18 protein-coding genes are annotated in these 16,684 nt (G+C 70.6%); 4 read left to right on the top strand and 14 right to left on the bottom strand.

The window, feature by feature from the left end; all coding sequences use genetic code 11:
• Positions 1-19 precede the first annotated feature (19 nt).
• Genes hypE through ACIGQF_RS06995 form a run of 8 tightly spaced genes read right to left on the bottom strand, consistent with a single transcriptional unit; the run spans position 20 to position 7,574 of the window.
• Positions 20-1,051 carry a hydrogenase expression/formation protein HypE gene (hypE, locus tag ACIGQF_RS07030; protein ID WP_399706547.1) on the bottom strand — a complete coding sequence of 344 codons (1,032 nt, stop codon included), beginning with the start codon at positions 1,049-1,051 and terminating at the stop codon, positions 20-22.
• The gene (gene hypD, locus ACIGQF_RS07025; RefSeq protein WP_399706544.1) at positions 1,048-2,154 is read right to left on the bottom strand and encodes a hydrogenase formation protein HypD; all 1,107 of its coding nucleotides are present in this window, start codon (positions 2,152-2,154) and stop codon (positions 1,048-1,050) included. Before hypD ends, hypE begins: the two co-directional genes overlap by 4 nt.
• A 27-nt stretch (positions 2,155-2,181) precedes the next feature.
• Positions 2,182-2,862, bottom strand: a complete 681-nt coding sequence (locus tag ACIGQF_RS07020) for a CBS domain-containing protein (RefSeq protein WP_399706541.1) — start codon at positions 2,860-2,862, stop codon at positions 2,182-2,184.
• Positions 2,863-2,872: 10 nt separating this feature from the next.
• A complete protein-coding gene (locus tag ACIGQF_RS07015; RefSeq protein ID WP_399706539.1) occupies positions 2,873-4,246 on the bottom strand; it encodes a Ni/Fe hydrogenase subunit alpha in 1,374 nt (457 codons plus the stop codon).
• The gene (locus ACIGQF_RS07010; RefSeq protein ID WP_399706537.1) at positions 4,243-5,037 is read right to left on the bottom strand and encodes an oxidoreductase; all 795 of its coding nucleotides are present in this window, start codon (positions 5,035-5,037) and stop codon (positions 4,243-4,245) included. Before ACIGQF_RS07010 ends, ACIGQF_RS07015 begins: the two co-directional genes overlap by 4 nt.
• 10 nt (positions 5,038-5,047) lie before the next feature.
• Positions 5,048-5,902, bottom strand: a complete 855-nt coding sequence (locus tag ACIGQF_RS07005) for an FAD/NAD(P)-binding protein (RefSeq protein WP_399706534.1) — start codon at positions 5,900-5,902, stop codon at positions 5,048-5,050.
• Entirely contained in the window at positions 5,902-6,345 is a 444-nt protein-coding gene (locus ACIGQF_RS07000) for a cyclic nucleotide-binding domain-containing protein (RefSeq protein ID WP_399707607.1), read from the bottom strand. The genes ACIGQF_RS07005 and ACIGQF_RS07000 overlap by 1 nt, the downstream gene beginning before the upstream one ends.
• 5 nt (positions 6,346-6,350) lie before the next feature.
• Positions 6,351-7,574 (bottom strand): 4Fe-4S dicluster domain-containing protein, encoded by a 1,224-nt coding sequence (locus tag ACIGQF_RS06995; RefSeq protein WP_399706532.1) that lies wholly within the window; start codon positions 7,572-7,574, stop codon positions 6,351-6,353.
• 355 nt (positions 7,575-7,929) lie between these two features.
• Between ACIGQF_RS06995 and ACIGQF_RS06990 the strand changes: the two genes are divergently transcribed.
• Positions 7,930-8,817: a universal stress protein gene (locus ACIGQF_RS06990; protein WP_399706529.1), complete on the top strand. Its 888-nt coding sequence runs from the start codon at positions 7,930-7,932 to the stop codon at positions 8,815-8,817.
• 19 nt (positions 8,818-8,836) lie between these two features.
• Here the strand turns inward: ACIGQF_RS06990 and ACIGQF_RS06985 are convergent, their stop codons facing one another.
• Positions 8,837-9,127, bottom strand: a complete 291-nt coding sequence (locus ACIGQF_RS06985; protein WP_399706526.1) for a dsRBD fold-containing protein — start codon at positions 9,125-9,127, stop codon at positions 8,837-8,839.
• Between the two features lie 207 nt (positions 9,128-9,334).
• Here ACIGQF_RS06985 and ACIGQF_RS06980 point away from each other — a divergent pair, with 207 nt between their 5' ends.
• Positions 9,335-10,324 carry an Acg family FMN-binding oxidoreductase gene (locus ACIGQF_RS06980; RefSeq protein WP_399706524.1) on the top strand — a complete coding sequence of 330 codons (990 nt, stop codon included), beginning with the start codon at positions 9,335-9,337 and terminating at the stop codon, positions 10,322-10,324.
• Positions 10,325-10,440: 116 nt separating this feature from the next.
• Here the strand turns inward: ACIGQF_RS06980 and ACIGQF_RS06975 are convergent, their stop codons facing one another.
• The 5 genes from ACIGQF_RS06975 to ACIGQF_RS06955 all read right to left on the bottom strand — a co-directional run bounded on the left by ACIGQF_RS06975 (position 10,441) and on the right by ACIGQF_RS06955 (position 14,617).
• A complete protein-coding gene (locus ACIGQF_RS06975; protein WP_399706521.1) occupies positions 10,441-10,932 on the bottom strand; it encodes a hypothetical protein in 492 nt (163 codons plus the stop codon).
• Positions 10,933-11,053: 121 nt separating this feature from the next.
• Positions 11,054-12,208 carry a site-2 protease family protein gene (locus tag ACIGQF_RS06970; RefSeq protein WP_399706518.1) on the bottom strand — a complete coding sequence of 385 codons (1,155 nt, stop codon included), beginning with the start codon at positions 12,206-12,208 and terminating at the stop codon, positions 11,054-11,056.
• 49 nt (positions 12,209-12,257) lie between these two features.
• A complete protein-coding gene (locus tag ACIGQF_RS06965) occupies positions 12,258-12,473 on the bottom strand; it encodes a DUF2180 family protein (RefSeq protein WP_399706515.1) in 216 nt (71 codons plus the stop codon).
• A gap of 169 nt (positions 12,474-12,642) precedes the next feature.
• Positions 12,643-13,527: a DUF1918 domain-containing protein gene (locus tag ACIGQF_RS06960; RefSeq protein ID WP_399706512.1), complete on the bottom strand. Its 885-nt coding sequence runs from the start codon at positions 13,525-13,527 to the stop codon at positions 12,643-12,645.
• Positions 13,528-13,570: 43 nt separating this feature from the next.
• Positions 13,571-14,617: an alcohol dehydrogenase catalytic domain-containing protein gene (locus ACIGQF_RS06955; RefSeq protein WP_399706508.1), complete on the bottom strand. Its 1,047-nt coding sequence runs from the start codon at positions 14,615-14,617 to the stop codon at positions 13,571-13,573.
• A 265-nt stretch (positions 14,618-14,882) separates the two neighbouring features.
• On the opposite strand from ACIGQF_RS06955, the gene ACIGQF_RS06950 reads away from it, so the two are divergent.
• Complete coding sequence (locus ACIGQF_RS06950; RefSeq protein ID WP_399706505.1) at positions 14,883-15,761, top strand: universal stress protein; 879 nt, start codon at positions 14,883-14,885, stop codon at positions 15,759-15,761.
• A 172-nt stretch (positions 15,762-15,933) separates the two neighbouring features.
• The gene (locus tag ACIGQF_RS06945; protein WP_399706501.1) at positions 15,934-16,683 is read left to right on the top strand and encodes an HAD family hydrolase; all 750 of its coding nucleotides are present in this window, start codon (positions 15,934-15,936) and stop codon (positions 16,681-16,683) included.
• Position 16,684: the final 1 nt, after the last annotated feature.

The raw sequence follows: 16,684 nt of genomic DNA, 5'->3' as shown, positions 1-16,684 counted from the left end.
CCCTGCCGGATCGCGACCGTCAGCAGATGCGGGGCAGCTGTTCCCCCAGCGGCATGTCGATGACGCGGCGAGCGCCGACCAGCGTGCGCAGCACGACACGGCCGGGATGGTCCGGGACGACCGCACCGATCCGGGTGGCCTCGCGGCCTTCGGGCAGTGCTCGCAGTGCGGCCAGTGCCGGGTCTGCCGCGCACGCAGCGACGTACGCCACGAAGCAGCCTTCATTGGCCACTTGCAGGGGATCGAGCCCGAGCAGGTCGCAGGCGGCCGCGACCGGCGCGGGTACCGGCAGGCGGGCCTCGTCGATCTCTGTTCCGACCCGGGAGTCGCGCGCGATCTCGTTGAGTGCGGCGGCCAGTCCTCCGCGAGTGGGGTCGCGCAGTGCGTGCACGTGTCCGGCGAGCGGGGCGAGGGCTCGTACCAGGCGGTGCAGCGGACGGGAGTCGGAGGCGATGTCTGTCTCGAAGCCCAGGCCCTCTCGGGTGGAGAGCACGGCGGTGCCGTGCAGGCCGATGGGGCCGGAGAGCAGGATCGCGTCGCCGGGCCGGGCGCCGGCGGCGGTGGGGCGCATGAAGGGGAGACGGCGGCCGATTCCCGTAGTGGTGAGAAACATCCGGTCCACGGCGCCCCGCTCGACGACCTTGGTGTCTCCGGTGACGACGGGTACGTCCGCGCCGCTCGCCGCCTTGCCGACGGACTCCAGCACCGTGCGGAGATCGCTGAGGGGAAGCCCCTCCTCCAGGACCAGGGACAGGGTCAGGGACACCGGCATGCCGCCCCGCATGGCCAGGTCGTTCACGGTCCCGTGGACGGCCAGGGAGCCGATGTCACCGCCGGGGAAGAACAACGGGCTGACCACGAAGCTGTCGGTGCTGACGACGAGTTCGGGGTGGCCGGGGAGGAGAGCGGCGTCCTCCAGCGGGCCGTCCGGCGCGCCGAGCGCGGGCAGTACGACGGAGCCGAGCAGCTCGGCGCTGAGGCGTCCACCGGCACCGTGGCCGAGCAGCACCCGATCGTCCTCATGGCGCGGCGCAGGGCAGTCGAGGTTCATGACGCGCTCCTCGGAGTAGGTGCTCGTCCGGCGGCGTGGAAAGCGGCGCAGGTGCCCTCGGCGGAGACCATGGGGGCCCCGAGCGGCGTGCGCGGGGTGCAGCGCGTTCCGTACGCCGCGCAGTCCGTGGGCAGCCGGGCACCGGTGAGGACGGCGCCGGCGATGCAGTCGGGATGTTCGGTGGCGTGCAGGCGGCCCACGTCGAAGCGGCGGGCCGCGTCGAACTCCGCGTACTCCTCGGTGAGTTCCAGGCCGCTGCGGGGCAGTGGCCCGATGCCGCGCCAGTTGCGGTCGGTGATGCGGAAGACCTGGCTGATGACCGAGCGTGCGTCCGGGTTTCCCTGGCGGCGTACGGCCCGCGCGTACTGGTTCTCCACCTCCGCCAGCCCGGATTCGAGCTGCCGGACCGCCGTGAGGATGCCCTCCAGCAGATCCAGCGGCTCGAATCCGGTGACGATGATCGGTACGCGGTAGCGGACGCAGATCGGCTCGTACTCCCGCCATCCCATCACCGCGCAGACGTGTCCGGCGGCGAGGAACGCCTGCACTTCACAGTCGGGATCCTCCAGCAGCGTGGTCATCGCCGGTGGCACCAGCACGTGGCTGACCAGGACGGAGAAGTTGCGCAGCCCGAGCCGTGCCGCCTGGAGTACGGCCATGGCGTTGGCCGGTGCGGTGGTCTCGAAGCCGACGGCGAGGAAGACCACCTCACGGTCCGGATGCGCGGAGGCCAGGCGTACCGCTTCCATGGGGGAGTAGACGACGCGGACGTCCGCACCCCGTGCGCGCAAGGACAGCAGGTCGGTGCGGCTGCCGGGCACGCGCAGCATGTCACCGAAGCTGGTGAACGTGACACCTGGCCGGGCGGCGATGGCCATCGCCCGGTCCAGGGTCTCCAGCGGCGTTACGCAGACCGGGCAGCCGGGCCCGTGAATCATGTGAATCCCGGCCGGCAGCAGTTCGTCGATGCCTTGGCGGACGAGTGTGTGGGTCTGACCGCCGCACACTTCCATGATCCGCCAAGGCCGGGTGGCGACCGCCGACAGCTCGTCCAGCAGCCGGCGGGCGAGGCCGGGGTCGCGGTATTCGTCGAGGTACTTCACCGACTGCCTCCCACCGGGCCGCGGGTGTCAGGACGGTGAGTGGTGGCGGGTACCGGTCAGCTGCATGTCGGCGTCGACCACGCCTTCGATGCTGCGGATGAGCCGGGCTGCTACGGGTACCAGGGAGCAGTCCCTGATCTCACCGCGGACGGTGACTACGCCCTCGCGCACGTCGACGGTGACCTCTTGGCCGTGGGTGAGGAACAGCGGGCCGATGATCTCCCGGTGGACCTCCTCGGCGATGTCCGCGTCCTCCCGGAGGAAGACCTTCAGCAGGTCGCTGCGGCTGACCACGCCTTCCAGACGCCCTTCGGAGTCGATGACCGGCAGCCGCTTGACCTTGTAGACGGCCATGGTGCGGGCGGCCTGCGCGATCGTTGCGTCGGGGTGCACGGTGATGGCCGGTGCGGTCATGAGCTCACCGGCCGTCATACCGCCGGACTTGACCAGGGCCTCCAGCTCCCGGGCCTGTTCGATCCGGGAGGGGGTGTGGTCGCGGAACTGCTCCTTGGGCAGCAGGTCGGCTTCGGAGACCACGCCGATGACCCGGCTCTCGCCCTCCAGGACGGGCATCGCACTGATCTTCCACTGCTCCATCGTCTTGACGATCTCCTTGAACGGCGCGTCACGGCCCACCGCAATGACGGTGCGGGTCATCACGTCGTCGACGGTGTGCGGAGACTGCGGTACGGGAGGGGTGCCGGGCATGACGTACTCCTCAGGAACGGTCGACGGTCAGGTCGAGGAAGTGGGCCGAGCAGGAGATGCACGGGTCGTGGTTGCGAATGCCCCGCTCGCACAGGGCGGTGAGTTCGGCGTCGGCCACCGGACCGTCCTCGTGGTCGAGCCGGTGCTGGACGAGGCGCCGCAGGTCCTCCTCGATGGCCCCCTGGTTCTGCGCGGTGGGCGGGATCAGAAGGGCGTCGGTCACGGTGCCGTCCGCATCCAGGGCGTAACGGTGGTAGAGCAGGCCGCGCGGGGCCTCGGTCGCGCCATGGCCGGTGTCAGCACGGGGGGACACCTCCATGTGCGGGCGCGGCGGTGGCCGGTACGCATCGATGATGCGCAGCGCCTCGTCGATCGCGTACAGGGCCTCCACCGCCCGCACGACGATGCTGCGGAACGGGTTCCGGCACACCGTGCCGCGCAGAGGGTCGCCGAGCCCGGCCTCGCGCGCTGCCTGTCGGGCGACGGGGGAGAGCCACCGCCCGCTGAGGGCGTAGCGGGCGAGCGATCCGGTGAGGTAGCGCTCGCCGTCGAGCGTCGCCTGCAAGGCGGTGGAGTACGGCACCTGCTGCTCGGTGACCTCCTCGGTGAAGGCGTGCACCGGAAACTGCCGGAGGGGGAGCGGCCGGTCGGTGTCCCCGGACAGGCCGTGCGTGTGCGGTGCGGCCATGACCGCCGGAACACCGGATTCGATGGCGTAGCGTCCCGGTTCGATCAGAGCGAGCAACGCGTGGTCGGCGGCCGCGTCGGGGAAGTCGAAGCCGGCCACCCAGCGGACCGTCTCCCAGGCGTCGTCCCGGGCCCGGGCGAGCTGCTCGCGCAACGGGCGCAGTTCGCCGCGCGTCGGGACGCGGTGGAAGCCGCCGAGCCGCACGTTGACCGGGTGGATGGCGCGCCCGCCGAGCAGTTCGAGTATCGCGTTGCCCGCCTGCTTGATACGCAGGCCACGCTCCACGTCGGTGCGTAGGGTGCGCGCCATGTCGACGGCGCTCGCGTACCCCAGGAAGTCCGGTGCGTGGAGGAGGTGGATGTGCAGGATCTGGCTCTCGATCCACTCGCCGCAGTACAGTAGCCGCCGCAGCGCGGCCAACTGCCCGGTCACCACCACACCGCAGGCGTCTTCGATGGCACGACAAGCACTGAGTTGGTAGGCCACCGGGCAGATGCCGCAGACCCGCGACGTGATGTCGGGCGGTTCGCTGTACGCGCGACCGCGCAGGAAGGCCTCGAAGAATCGCGGCGGTTCGTAGATCTGCAACTCCGTCCGGGTCACCCGGCCGTCATGCAGCCGCAGATGCAGCGCACCCTCACCCTCCACCCGGCTGAGCGCCCCGACCCGCAGCACCCGAGAGCCCCGGTGCGTCATGACGACTGCTCCTCTTCCGATCGGACCTCAAGCTCGGCGAAGGCGGTGGCGTTGTATGTGCGCAGCGCCCGATGGATGGTCGGCTCGTCCAAGCCGTCCCGCCGCAGCAACGGAATCAGCGCGGGCAGGTTCGGGGCGGCCGAGGGGCCGAAACAGCCGTAGCATCCACGGCCGTATGCGGGGCAGATCGCCCCGCAGCCGGCGTGAGTGACAGGGCCCAGGCAGGGCGTGCCGTGGGCCACGGTGACGCACACGGTCCCACGGCGCTTGCAGGCGAAGCAGACGCTGTGGTCAGGGACGTCCGGCTTCCGGCCCAGCAGGAACGCGGTGATGACCTCCATCAGCTGACCCCGGTCGATGGGACAGCCCCGTAGCTCGAAGTCGACGGGTACGTGCGCGGACACGGGAGTGGAGGTGGCGAGTGTGGCGATGTATTCGGGGCGGGCATACACGGTCGCCCGGTATTCGGCGACGTCCGCGAAGTTCCGCAGGGCCTGGATGCCACCGGCGGTCGCGCAGGCGCCGATGGTCACCAGATGATGCGCCGCAGCCCTGATCTCGTGAACGCGCCGCTCGTCCTCGGCCGTCGTGACCGAGCCCTCCACGAGTGCCAGGTCGTACGGCCCGGAGGCCACGGCGCTGGACGCCTCCAGGAAGTGCCGGATCTCGATGCGTCCGGCCAGTTCCAGTAGCTCGTCCTCGCAGTCCAGCAGGGTGAGCTGACAGCCGTCGCAGGAGGCCAGCTTGAAGACGGCGAGGGTGGGGCGGGTCGCATCTGCTGCTGCGGGCACGGTGCTCACCTCACAGTTCCGGAACGGTCAGCAGTGGCTCGGCGCGGTGCCAGCCGATGACCGGACCGTCCCGGCACAGCAGCACGGGGCCGAGCTGGCAGTGCCCGCACTCGGCCGACCCGCAGCGCATGTTGCGTTCGAGCGAGACACGGATGCGCTGCGCCGCAACGCCTCGCGCGACCAGCTGGCGAGCCGTCGCCCGGATCATCGGCTCGGGCCCGCAGACGTATGCGACCGTCTCGCCCGGCCGGAAGACGGCCCGGTCCAGCAGCCGGGTGACCACACCCACCGAGCCCCGCCAGCCCGGCACCGGACGGTCCACCGTGACCGCCACGTCCGCCGCCGCGCTCCACACTTTCGTTTGCAGCTCATACAGCAGGTCTGCGGGAGTCCGGGCCCCGATCAGGACACTCAACCGGCCGAAGTGCTGCCGCGCACCCAATACGTCGAGGATGACGGGCCTGAGAGGGGCGAGGCCGATGCCTCCCGCGATGACCAGCACGTCCCTCCCCGCAGCCATGGTGAGGTCCCAGCCGGTGCCGAAGGGACCGCGCACGCCCACCGTGTCCCCGGGCGCCGACGAGTACAGGGCATCGGAAACAGCACCGACCGTGCGTACCGTGTGGACGAGCGCATCTTCACCCACCGGCAGCCCCGCAACGGACACCGGTATCTCCCCGATGCCGAAGGCGCAGAGCATGGCGAACTGCCCCGGCACGAAAGGAGGCAGCGGCTTTCCGACCGGCGCCAGCTTGAGCGTCGCGGTGTCCGAGGTCTCCGGGCAGCGCCGGACGACCCGGTACGGCACCGGAACGGCCGGTGCACCGGCGAGGCGAGCGGTGTCCGCTTGCGGGGCGAGGGGCATCACACACCGCTCCCGCAGGGCCCGTACAGATCCATCAGACGCGTACGCGCACACTGCAGCCGGTGCCCGATCACCTCGGCACAGGCCAGCGCCAGATCACGTCCCAGTACCGGGTCCTCATGACACAGCCCGCGTACCGCCTCCGCGTCGAACTCCCAGGCCCGTACGAGACTGAGTGCCACCGCACCAAGATGCCAGCTGCGGGGCGGAAAGAGCCACGCCCAGCCGAGCAGGTCCCCCTGCCCCAAGGTCTCGATGACCGCCGGCCGTCGGCCCGGTACATGCAGGTCGAGCTGGACCGCGCCGCTGCGCAGGATCCAGAACCGCTCGGCCGGCCGGCCCTCCTCGAAGATCCGCGTACCCGCAGGGAAGGACACTTCGCGCCCCAACGCCATCAACTTCCGGCCTTGCTCCGCCGAGAGCGCCGCGAACCGCCCTGTCATGGGTTTCATCGCTGCCCGCCGCCTTCCTGCCGCGCGCGCCTGTCAGGCGCGGCCGCCTCCGCGCTGCCCGTGGTCTTCGGCTGTCCGGCCTCCTCGGCCAGCGCCGTGGCCTCCTCGGTGATGTCGATGCCGACCGGGCACCACACGATGCAACGCCCGCAGCCCACACATCCCGACTCACCGAACTGGTCGTGCCACGTGCCGAGCTTGTGCGTGAGCCATTGCCGATATCGGCTGCGCCCGCTCGCCCGGACCGGCCCACCGTGCAACCGGCTGAAGTCCAGGTCGAAACAGGAGTCCCAGCGCTGCCACCGCTCGGCGTGATCGCCCGTCAGATCCGTGACGTCCTCAGTGGTGGTGCAGAAGCACGTGGGACACACCATGGTGCAGTTACCGCAGGTCAGGCACCGGCTTGCCACGTCGTCCCAGCGCTCGGCCGCCAGCGAACCGGCCATCAGCGCATGCAGATCGACCGGCGGCATGGACCGGCCCATACGCTCCGCCGCGTCCGCCACCACACGTCGCGCGGCAGACTCCATCACCGGGGCCGCGGGCTCCACAGGCAGCCGGGTCAGGATCTCCGCCCCTGTGCCGCTGCCTGCCCGTACGAGGAAACGGTGCCCGCCCTCGTCCAGCAGCTCGGTCATCGCGAGGTCGTAGCCGCGGTCCTTCGCATCCACCGCGGGACCGCTGCCCATGGACGTGCAGAAGCAGGTGGCTCCCGGCTCGGTGCACTCCACGGCGATGACGAACGCCCGTTCCAGGCGGCGCCGGTAGGCGGTGTCGGCGCCCGGCCCGCCCCCGAGCACCCGCCCCTGAACGGCGATCGCCCGCAGATCGCAGGGGCGTACCCCGAGAAAGGCGTAGGCAGGAACGGCGTCGGACTCCTGATCGTCCTCTCCCCGTACGGTCCACTCACCGCCCGGGCTCCGGTCGGCGGTCCAGCGACGCACCCGCTGCGGATGCAGATACGCCTTCCAGGACTGCGGCCCCGCGCTGTGCGCGAACACCATCGCGTCCTCGCGGCGCACCAGCCGGTACCGTCCGGCCTCCAGCTCGACACCCCAGCCATGGGGCAACTGTGCCGCGTCATCGATCTCGGCAAGCACGATCGCACCGTCCCGGACCGTCGGCCCGATAACCTGCCGGCCGTCCCGCCCAAGTTCCCTGACCAGGGCAGGCAGCCCGTCGTCGCGCAGTACCCAGGCATCCCGCCGTACGTCGTTCACCGAGACCTCCCGCACGTGCTCCGGCCGTCACGCTCAGCGTCGTACGCAGACCGGCCCGCCGACATGGGCCGAAGAGCCCCCGTCGAGGACCGGACAGCCCACCGGCCGTGCCCGCCGACCGTGACCGTCCGGTCAGGGGAGGTGACGGACCGGACGACCGCTGTGGTGCAGGTGCCCGTTCGGCCCTTTGACGCTGCGGTCCGCTCGCGCAAGAGTGCGAGGACGCGGGGTGCGACCGGCAGGCGGGCGGCTCGTGGTCCGGCGTGCAGTCAGCCCTGTGGCGCCTGCTTTCCGCCACTGTGCTGTCGGTTCGTGCTCGGTGCGGTACCAGCCGTACGCGGAGGGTGAGAATGCGGTGAGCAGGCAGATCGTGGCGGGCGTGGACGGTTCATCGCCGAGTCTGCGCGCGGTGGCGGCCGCGGCGTACGAGGCCCGGTTGCACGGCCGGTGCCTGCGCGTGGTGCACGCGTATCAGTGGCCGGCTGCTCATGTGCCGCGTGCTCCGGAACGGCTGGGGCTGCCCGAGGGCGGGTTGCGCGACGTGGTCGACCGCATGCTGACAGATGCGATGGCGCACGCGCGAACGGTGGCGCCGGAGGTGCAGGTCGGGTCCGCGGTCGTCACCGGTGATCCCTTGACGGTGCTGGAACACGAGTCGGGCACCGCGGCGCTGGTGGTGGTCGGCCACCGGGGTCTCGGTGGCCTCGCCGGGCCGCTGCTGGGTTCGGTGGGGATGCATCTGGCTTCCCACAGCAGGTGTCCGGTCATGGTCGTCCGGGGCAGGCGGGAGCGCATGGGCGGTGTCCTGCTGGGCGTGGACGGGTCTCCGGGCAGCGCTGCCGCCGTGCGATTCGCCTTCGCCGAAGCGTCACTGCGAGAGGTACCGCTCGTAGCCGTTCATACCTGGAACACGTGGACGTCACGCGTCTACGACGGGCCCGCGGATCCACCCGGCGTGACGTACGACGTCGACCGGCTCCGTGATGAGGAGGAACGACTGCTGACCGAGGCATTGGCCGGGTGGACGGAGACGTACCCGGACGTCGTGGTGGAACGGCGCGTGATGGAGACACACACGCGCCACGCTCTGATCGAAGCGAGCAGTGAGGCGCAACTGGTAGTGGTCGGCGCCCGGGGCCTCGGCGGGCTCAGCGGGCTGCTGCTCGGGTCGGTCGGCAGGGCACTTCTGTGCCACGCGCGCTGCCCGGTGGTGGTCGTGCGAGGCGCCGGGGCGCCGAGCTGAGACCGGCGGCTGCCCGCGGTCATTCCTCCCGGGGCAGGTGCCCGGCTCCCACCCCCTCGATGTCCATCGCCGCATCATGGATCAGCAAGCGGCCCATGGCCGCCAGCGCACGCCCCACCGCCAGTTCGTCGCCTATCTCGGGCACCGGAACATCGTGCGGGTTCCGGTGCGCATGACCTCGCGTTTCGAGGACGTTGTCGCCGGTGTCCAGCACGAGCCAGGCGGTGGTCTTCGGGCCATTCTCGTAGAGGTACAGGCGCAGCTTCCACTCCTTGACGGCCAGCTGCCTGCCGTCGGCGGTTGCGGACATGGTGTCGTCCTCCCTCTCCCGCGTACGGTGACCCGGGCCGTGAGCACCGGCCGGCACCACCGCTCCGGTCTCCACGATGGCGCCCCTGGCAGCGTGGTACATCGGGCCGAACGGCCTCGGCGGAGGGGACAAGTACCCGACTATCCTGGCTCCAGAGCGAGCGGGTTCGCGCGTGCCGGGCCCGTCGTCCCTGAGGGGAGACGTACGATGCCCGTGTTACCGCTGGACAAGAAGACCGTGACGGCTCTCGTCCGTGATGCGACCGCCGCTCCGTCCATGCACAACGCTCAACCGTGGCGTTTCCGATACCTCACCGAACGCCACACCATGCAGCTGTTCGCAGATCTCGAACGGTCCATGCCCGGCAGCGACTCCGTGCACCGGGGGCTGCATCTCGGCTGCGGGGCAGCGCTGTTCAACCTGCGGGTCGCCGCCGAGCACGCCGGCCTGGAACCGCATGTGCATCTGCTGCCCGATGCAGCGGAGCCGCGGCTGCTGGCCGAGGTACGCCTGACCGAGCGCGCACCCACCGACACGGCCGTCGTCGCTCTGTACCCCGCACTTCGCAGGCGGCACACGAGTCGTTATCCGTTCGCGGACAAGGGCCTCCCCGAGGCGGTGCGAGCAGCTCTGAGCGAGGCTGCCCGGCTGGAGGACGCGCGGCTGGACTTTCCCACCCCCTGGCACGCGCAGTCACTGCTGGAACTCGTGAGTGACGCCGAGGGACGTGACACCTTGGACCCCCGAAACGCCGAGGATCTGCATCGCTGGACCCGCATCGGAGTTGCCGAGGCCGACACCGCCTCGGATGGCGTCCCGGAATACGCCTTCGGGCCGCGCAAGTGGTACGGCGCCGCCCCGGTACGTGACTTCGCCGGCCGCCGACCGGTCGCCGGCCGTGCCACAGTGACGTTCGAAAACACGCCCCATCTCGCCCTGCTCAGTACCGCACAGGACGGCCCCGAGGACTGGCTCCGCGCAGGACAGGCCCTGGAACGCGTCCTTCTGCTCGCCACTGCGCACGACCTGGCCACCTCCCTCACCTCCCATGCTCTGGAGTGGCCCGACCTGCGGTGGCTGGCCCGCGATCCCCGGTCGGCGACCGGGTTCGTACAGATGGTCCTGCGCCTCGGCTACGGCCCTCAGGGAACCGCCACGCCTCGCCGCCCGGTGCGGGAGGTACTCGTCATCCGGTGACGTGCGGCAAGGCGGGCCGGGACAGGGAGCGCCGTCGTCGACCGGATCGGACATCACCCCACGAGCGCGGCCACGACCCACGGCCTCACGCCCGTTGCCGCGCCGTGTACCGGCCGTCACGTTCGCCTGCGCCCCCACCGCGGACCGACCTCGGCCCATTCGCGTTCCCACTGCTGGGCGCGGTGGTGGTACAGCCGTAGGTGAATTCCGTACACGACGCTCCATACGAGGCTGCACCAACCGATCGCCGCCACGGTTCCCGCCAGTGCCGCTTCGATGACACTCATGACCGGGCCGGGAGGCCGTGCGGTGAGCCGGCCGCGCTCGTCGACCCAGACAGTGATCTTCGTGCCGGCCGGACGGCCCGGCTCGACCCGCGTCGAGCCCGTATGGGAGGAGCCGTTCCGGTCCTGCCAGCGGACCGTGACGCTCACCTTGGTGTCACCGGTCCGGTACGCGGTGCCGGAGGACCGGGCGGGTGCGTCATCGACCAGTACGGCGGCGGTCGGGGTGCGGCCCTGGCGCTGCTCGCGAAGGTTCTCGCCGGCTGCCTGCCCCGTCATGATCGCGGCAGTGAGGCCGCCGGCCAGGAGGAGCAGGATGGCCACGAGGATGATCCTCGCCTCAAGGACATCGGAAGGCCGCTTGAGCGGATTGCTCCGCCAACGCCACAGTAGTTTCGTGCGCCTCATGGTTCGGCCTCCCTGGGAACGCGAGCCGGCGCGCTCGCTAAGGCTGGTGTGCCGCTTCCGCCGTCAGCCAGGCGACGGCGCGGCTGATGTCCGAACGCGACACGATCCCGACGAGGCTGCCGGTCGTGGGCGAAACGACCAGGGCGCGGTGCCCCGCACCGCTCTCCAGAAGCGGTATGAGCTTCACGACCGGAGTGTCGGGAAGGGCGGTGGCGACATCGGCCAACGGGCTCATGATGTCCCCGAGCGTGGTGGTGGCGCGGCGGACCGCCGGAGTGTGGTCGATCTGTGTGACGGAGACCAGGCCGACCGGAGTCCCGTCCATGCCTGCCGAGGACATGACGGGAAAGGCCGTATGACGGTAATAGCCGGTTGGCAGGTGCGCGAGGAAGTCCTCGACAGTGGCCGTGGCGGGGACGGTGGCGGGGTGCGGTGTCATCACCTGCCGCACCGGGACGCCGGACAGTGTGCTGCGGAGCTGTGCCTGCTGGCCTTCCGCGGTCGCCGTCACGATCATGAACCATCCGATGAGCGCCAGCCAGAGCCCCGAGAGGTCACCGCGGAGCAGAACCGATGCGAATCCGAGCAGCACCAGGAGCCAGCCGACGAAGCGTCCGGCTGCGGTGGCGCCGAGAGCGGCCTTCAACCGGTCGCCGCTGCGCCACCACAGGAACGCCCGCAGCAGCCGGCCACCGTCCAGCGGGGCAGCGGGGAGAGAGTTGAAGACCGCCAACAGGATGTTGACGGCGGCGAGCCAGCCGACGGCCTCGGTGAGGAGCTGTGGGGCGGGCAGGCGGTCCAGCCACAGGAACAGGCCGACGAACAGGGCGCCCAGTACGGCACTGGTCAGCGGCCCCACCCCGGCGATGCGCAACTCGGCGCGTGGGGAGGCGGCTTCGTCGCGCAGACGCGCCACTCCGCCGAGCATCCACAAGGTGATGTCTTCGACCCTCACGTGATGGCGACGCGCCACGACGGCGTGGGCCACTTCGTGTGTCAGCAGCGAAGCGAGAAAGACCATGGCGGTTCCGAGGGCCACGCCCCAGTAGGCCGCGGCCGAGTAGCCGGGGTGGCTGCCGGGAAGGCGCCCTTGGGCGAGGGCGAGCGTCACCAGAGCCAGGATGACCAGGACACTCCAGTGGACGCCGACCCGTACGCCGGCTATCCGGCCCAGGGCGAGTGTTCCCTTCACGGACCCTCCTTCAGATGCTCAGCGGCCTGACGCGCTGGGGCGGAGTCGTCTAGGTGGCAGGGGCTTCATGTTCGGCGCCGCCGCAGGTACGGCAGGTCGCACGGCGGGCGGAACGCTTCCCCCAGGAAGGGCCGGTGCCCACGTCGTGATGCACTTCCTCGGTGGTGAGAACCATGTGCTCGGCACAGACTCCCGTGCCGCAATGACAGCAGATCGCGACCGCTGGGACGCTCTTCCGCTCTTGTGTGCAGTCGAAGCAGTTCATGAAGAGGACCTCGATGCTCGCACTCTCACTTCGTCCTATGGCCAGTGTGCAGCGCGGAGGCGCACGTTACGTGGGGCCGGATGGCCTCATGCGCGCGGCAACCGGCTCTGGCCATGGGGGAGATCCGTATCCGGAGAAGGCAACAGGTGGGTGTCTGCCTCACTTGACCTCATTCGACGTCTATACGCCGCCCGCTGACGCGCAGCGGTTTGATCGACACCCAGAGGGGACGGTCTCCGCCTGCCCACGGCAACGAGGGAGCCCGCGCGGCCAGTTCCTCGCCGGCCTGTCCCGTAACGAGCCGCGCGGGCCCGACCATCAGTACGCTCCAGCCCCGGCTCATGGCCTCGTCGATGTGATCCACCTGGAACGCCGCCAGCTTCCCGGCCGCTGACGCTGTGACGGTACCTGGCGCCGCGCGGTAGACAATGGCGTCGTCGACCAGCGCATAGTTCACGGGCAATACCTGGGGCCCTTCGTCGGTCGACAGAGCCAGGCGCCCCACTCCGTGCGAAGACACCAGGCGCAGGCATTCCTCGCGCCCGAGTTCGCGAAGCCGGGGATGCCGCGCCGCGTGACCCGCCCCCGGCGCCCGCTCCGTACCGGCGCCTCGTAACGTATCGGGCGTGGCCTCCAGGGCAGCAGCAAGGCTCAGTACGGTGGCGGAGGACGGGTCGGCCGGATGCTGTTCCAGGTAGGCGAGGTAGTTGTGGGCCATCCCCGCCCGCTCGGCCAGTTCGGCCCGGCTCAGGCCCAGGCGCCGCCGTTCGTGCGCCACGCGGCGTCCGAAGTCACTCCCGGGAGGTGACGGACCGGGATCCGCGCCAGGAGCAACAGGAGGAGAGGATTCGGGCCTTTCCTCCGGCGGCTGCAGAGGCACTATGCGGGCGTCGGGGCCCGGGAAGACGAGTGTTACCTGGCCGGTGTCCGACCAGCGCACGTCGTAGGGAGGGGAACCGTCCGCATGATGCAGTCCGACGATCTCTCCGTCCCGCCGCCGGTGTCCGGTGATGAGGCTCTCCACCACCAGTTCGTCACCGAGTTGGGCTCGCATGTGTGCCAATCTCCTCCCCGGCTGTTCCCTTACCGCGTCCTCGTCAGGACAACGAGGGCACCAGCACGACCTTCAGTGCGTCCGTTTCACCCGCCCGCGCGAAGGTGTCGTACGCCTCCGCCATCTGTCCGAGGGAGAAGGTGTGCGTGACCATGGGCGCGGTCGGCAGCCGCCCTTCGTCGAGCATGCGCAGCAGTGCGGGCGTGGTGCGGGTGTCGACCAGTCCCGTCGTCAGCGTGATGTTCCTCCTCCACAGGTCCTCCAGGTGCAGTGTCGCCGACTTGCCGTGCACGCCGACGTTGGCCACATGACCGCCCGGACGCACCATGCGCACGCACATCTCGAAGCTCTCGGGCACGCCGGCCGCCTCGATGACGACATCCGATCCCAGGCCGTCGGTGACGTCGCTGACGAGTTGCTCGGGTCCTTCGTCCGCCAGTACTTCCGCGTCTGCGCCGAACGCGTGGGCTGCTGCCAGCCGTGCCGGGGAGAGATCCACGGCGACGACGCGCGCTGGTGAAAACAGCCGGGCAGTGGCAACGGCGGCCAGTCCGACAGGCCCGGCGCCGACCACCACCACGGTGTCCCCCGGCCGTACGGCGCCGTTCAGCACTCCCACCTCGTATGCGGTGGGGAAGAGGTCAGCCAGCAGCACGGCGTCCTGGTCGCGCACGGTGCTCGGCAGCAGATGAACGGAGAGGTCCGCGAAGGGCACGCGCACGTACTCGGCCTGGGTGCCGTGGACGGTGTGCCCCAGGATCCAGCCGCCCCCTCCGCGGCACTGGCCGTAGGTGCCCACCCGGCAGTAGCTGCACCGGCCACACGCCGAAATGCACGACACCAGCACCCGGTCCCCGGCCCGCACGCCGTGTACCTCGCTGCCGGCCTCGACCACCTCGCCGACGGCCTCGTGGCCGAGAACCGTTCCCGGCCGCACTTCCGGTACGCCTCCTTTGAGGATGTGGAGGTCGGTACCGCAGATGGTGGCGGCCGAGACCCGGACAATCACATCGGCGGCGTCCTGAATCACGGGCTCCTTCACGTCCTCCCAGGACGACTGGTCCGGTGCGTGAAAGACGTACGCCTTCATGAGGGCCCCTTCACTCTTTTCACCCTGTGCACTGCGCTCCGGTACGAACCTCGGCGCCGGAACCGGCCGTGACTCCAGCTTTCGCGCGTACTGACATCCGCACCAGGGCCGAACGGGCCCGGCCGTCGCCGACCGGCAGCGGTCGGTCCGGGGAAAAGGGCCCTCGTGCAGGACCGGGTGGCCCTGCACGCAGATGCCGGGATGCGAGAAGGTGTCGGGTGCGGCCGGAGAACCCCTGTGGGGTCCGGGTCGGAGAAAGGACGACATGGAGAGAGACCGTCCCGTGGTGGTGGGGGTCGACGGTTCGGCATGGAGCCTGCAGGCCGTCCGCTGGGCCGCCGACGCGGCCGTGCGGTACGGGGTGCAGTTGCGCACCGTGCATGCCTTGCGGGAGGCGCAGCGGCACGCCGGGTTCGCTCCTGCTCGTCCCGCGATCGGACAGCCCCCGGGGAGCCTTGTCGTCGTCGCAAGCGAGTATGCCTCCCGGCGCACCCCGGGGCTGAGGGTCACGACACACCTGCTTCCGCGTGACCCCAAGGTGGCCCTTTGTGCTGAGAGCCGGAAGGCGAGCATGGTGGTCGTCGGGCACCGCGGCCGCGGACGGTTGACATCGTTCCTGCTCGGTTCGGTGGGGCTGGACCTGGCCGCCCGTGCGCGTTGCCCGGTGGTCGTCGTACGGGGGCGCCGGGCGAACATCGAGGGAAGCAACCGCCGAGTGTGTCTGGGAATCGGCAAGCGGCCGTCCGGCTTTGGAGCGGCAGCGTTCGCCTGCGAGGAGGCAGCGTTCCGCGGTGGTCAAGTCGAAGCCGTGCACGCTTGGCTGTGCACCAGTGTGGAAGGACGCGAGCGGCACGGGCTGCTGTGCGAGTGCCGGGCAGCTCATGAACGGCGGGCGAAGAAGCTCTTTGACGAGGTGCTGAACGAACGGCTCAGGACGCACGCGCGGTTGGAGATCCACCACCGGACGGTGGAGGGGGCACCGGGAACCGTCCTGACAGCCGCGTCGATGACCGCCGACCTGCTGGTGGTGGGCGCCCGTCGCCCGAAGAAGGGCTTCGGCCCCCACCTCGGCTCGGTGGGGCACGCGGTACTGCACCACGCGCTGTGCCCAGTCGTGGTCGTTCCCGAAGGCTGGTCACGGTGAGCGGGCGGGCGGCACACCGAGCGGCTGGAGACTGCCGATGCCGGGCCCGGGGCTCATACATTGAATTCCGTGGGCCGAAGGCAGCAGGGAGGCGGTCGACGTGAACGGTGCGGAGGAGTTCAGGGCCGGGCGTGAGCGCGCCCGCGCGGAGCTTGCTTCTCGCCTTCATGGCATGCGAGCCGTGGTGTTCGACACGGATGGTGTACTCGTCGATTCGGCCCGGTTGCACGCCGCCGCCTGGAAGGAGGCCTTCGACGCGTGTCTGCGTGCCCACCCGCCCGATGACCCGGCACAGCGCCGCCCCTTTGATGCGCGGGAGGACTACCGGCGGTACGTGGACGGCAAGTCACGGCTGGACGGGGCGCTCGCCTTTCTCGACTCCCGCGGCCTGTGGCTGCCTGAAGGCGAGGCGGGCGAGGAGCCCGGTATGGAGTCTGTGCGTGCCGTGGCGGCGGAGAAGGAGCGGCGTTTCATCGCGAGGCTGCGGGCCTCGGGGGCGAGGACCTGGCCGGGCACCGCGCGACTGCTGCGTGCTTTGCATTCGGCGGGCATTCCCTGTGCTGCGGTGTCGGCCTCCCGGCACGCCCGGGAGCTGCTGACGGAGGCCGGCCTGATGTCGCTGTTCCGCACGGTGGTGGACGGGCAGGACGCCGCCCGGCTCGGCCTGCGGGGCAAGCCCGATCCGGCGCTGTTCCTCGAAGCGGTCCGGCGGCTGGAGGTCGCCGCCGCCGCGGCGGCCGTGGTGGAGGACGCGCTGGCCGGTGTGGCGGCCGGACGGCGCGGCGGCTTCGGACTGGTGGTGGGCGTGGACCGGACGGCGACGGCGGAGAGCGCCCGCGACCTGCGCGAGCACGGGGCCGATGTCGTGGTCGGTGACCTGGCCGAGCTGCTGGCCGCGGCTCCTGGAAGCCCGGAGGGCTGAG

It is taken from the genome of Streptomyces sp. NPDC053560 (assembly GCF_044544605.1).
Taxonomy (GTDB): domain Bacteria; phylum Actinomycetota; class Actinomycetes; order Streptomycetales; family Streptomycetaceae; genus Streptomyces.
This window is presented reverse-complemented; position numbering and strand designations above follow the sequence as displayed.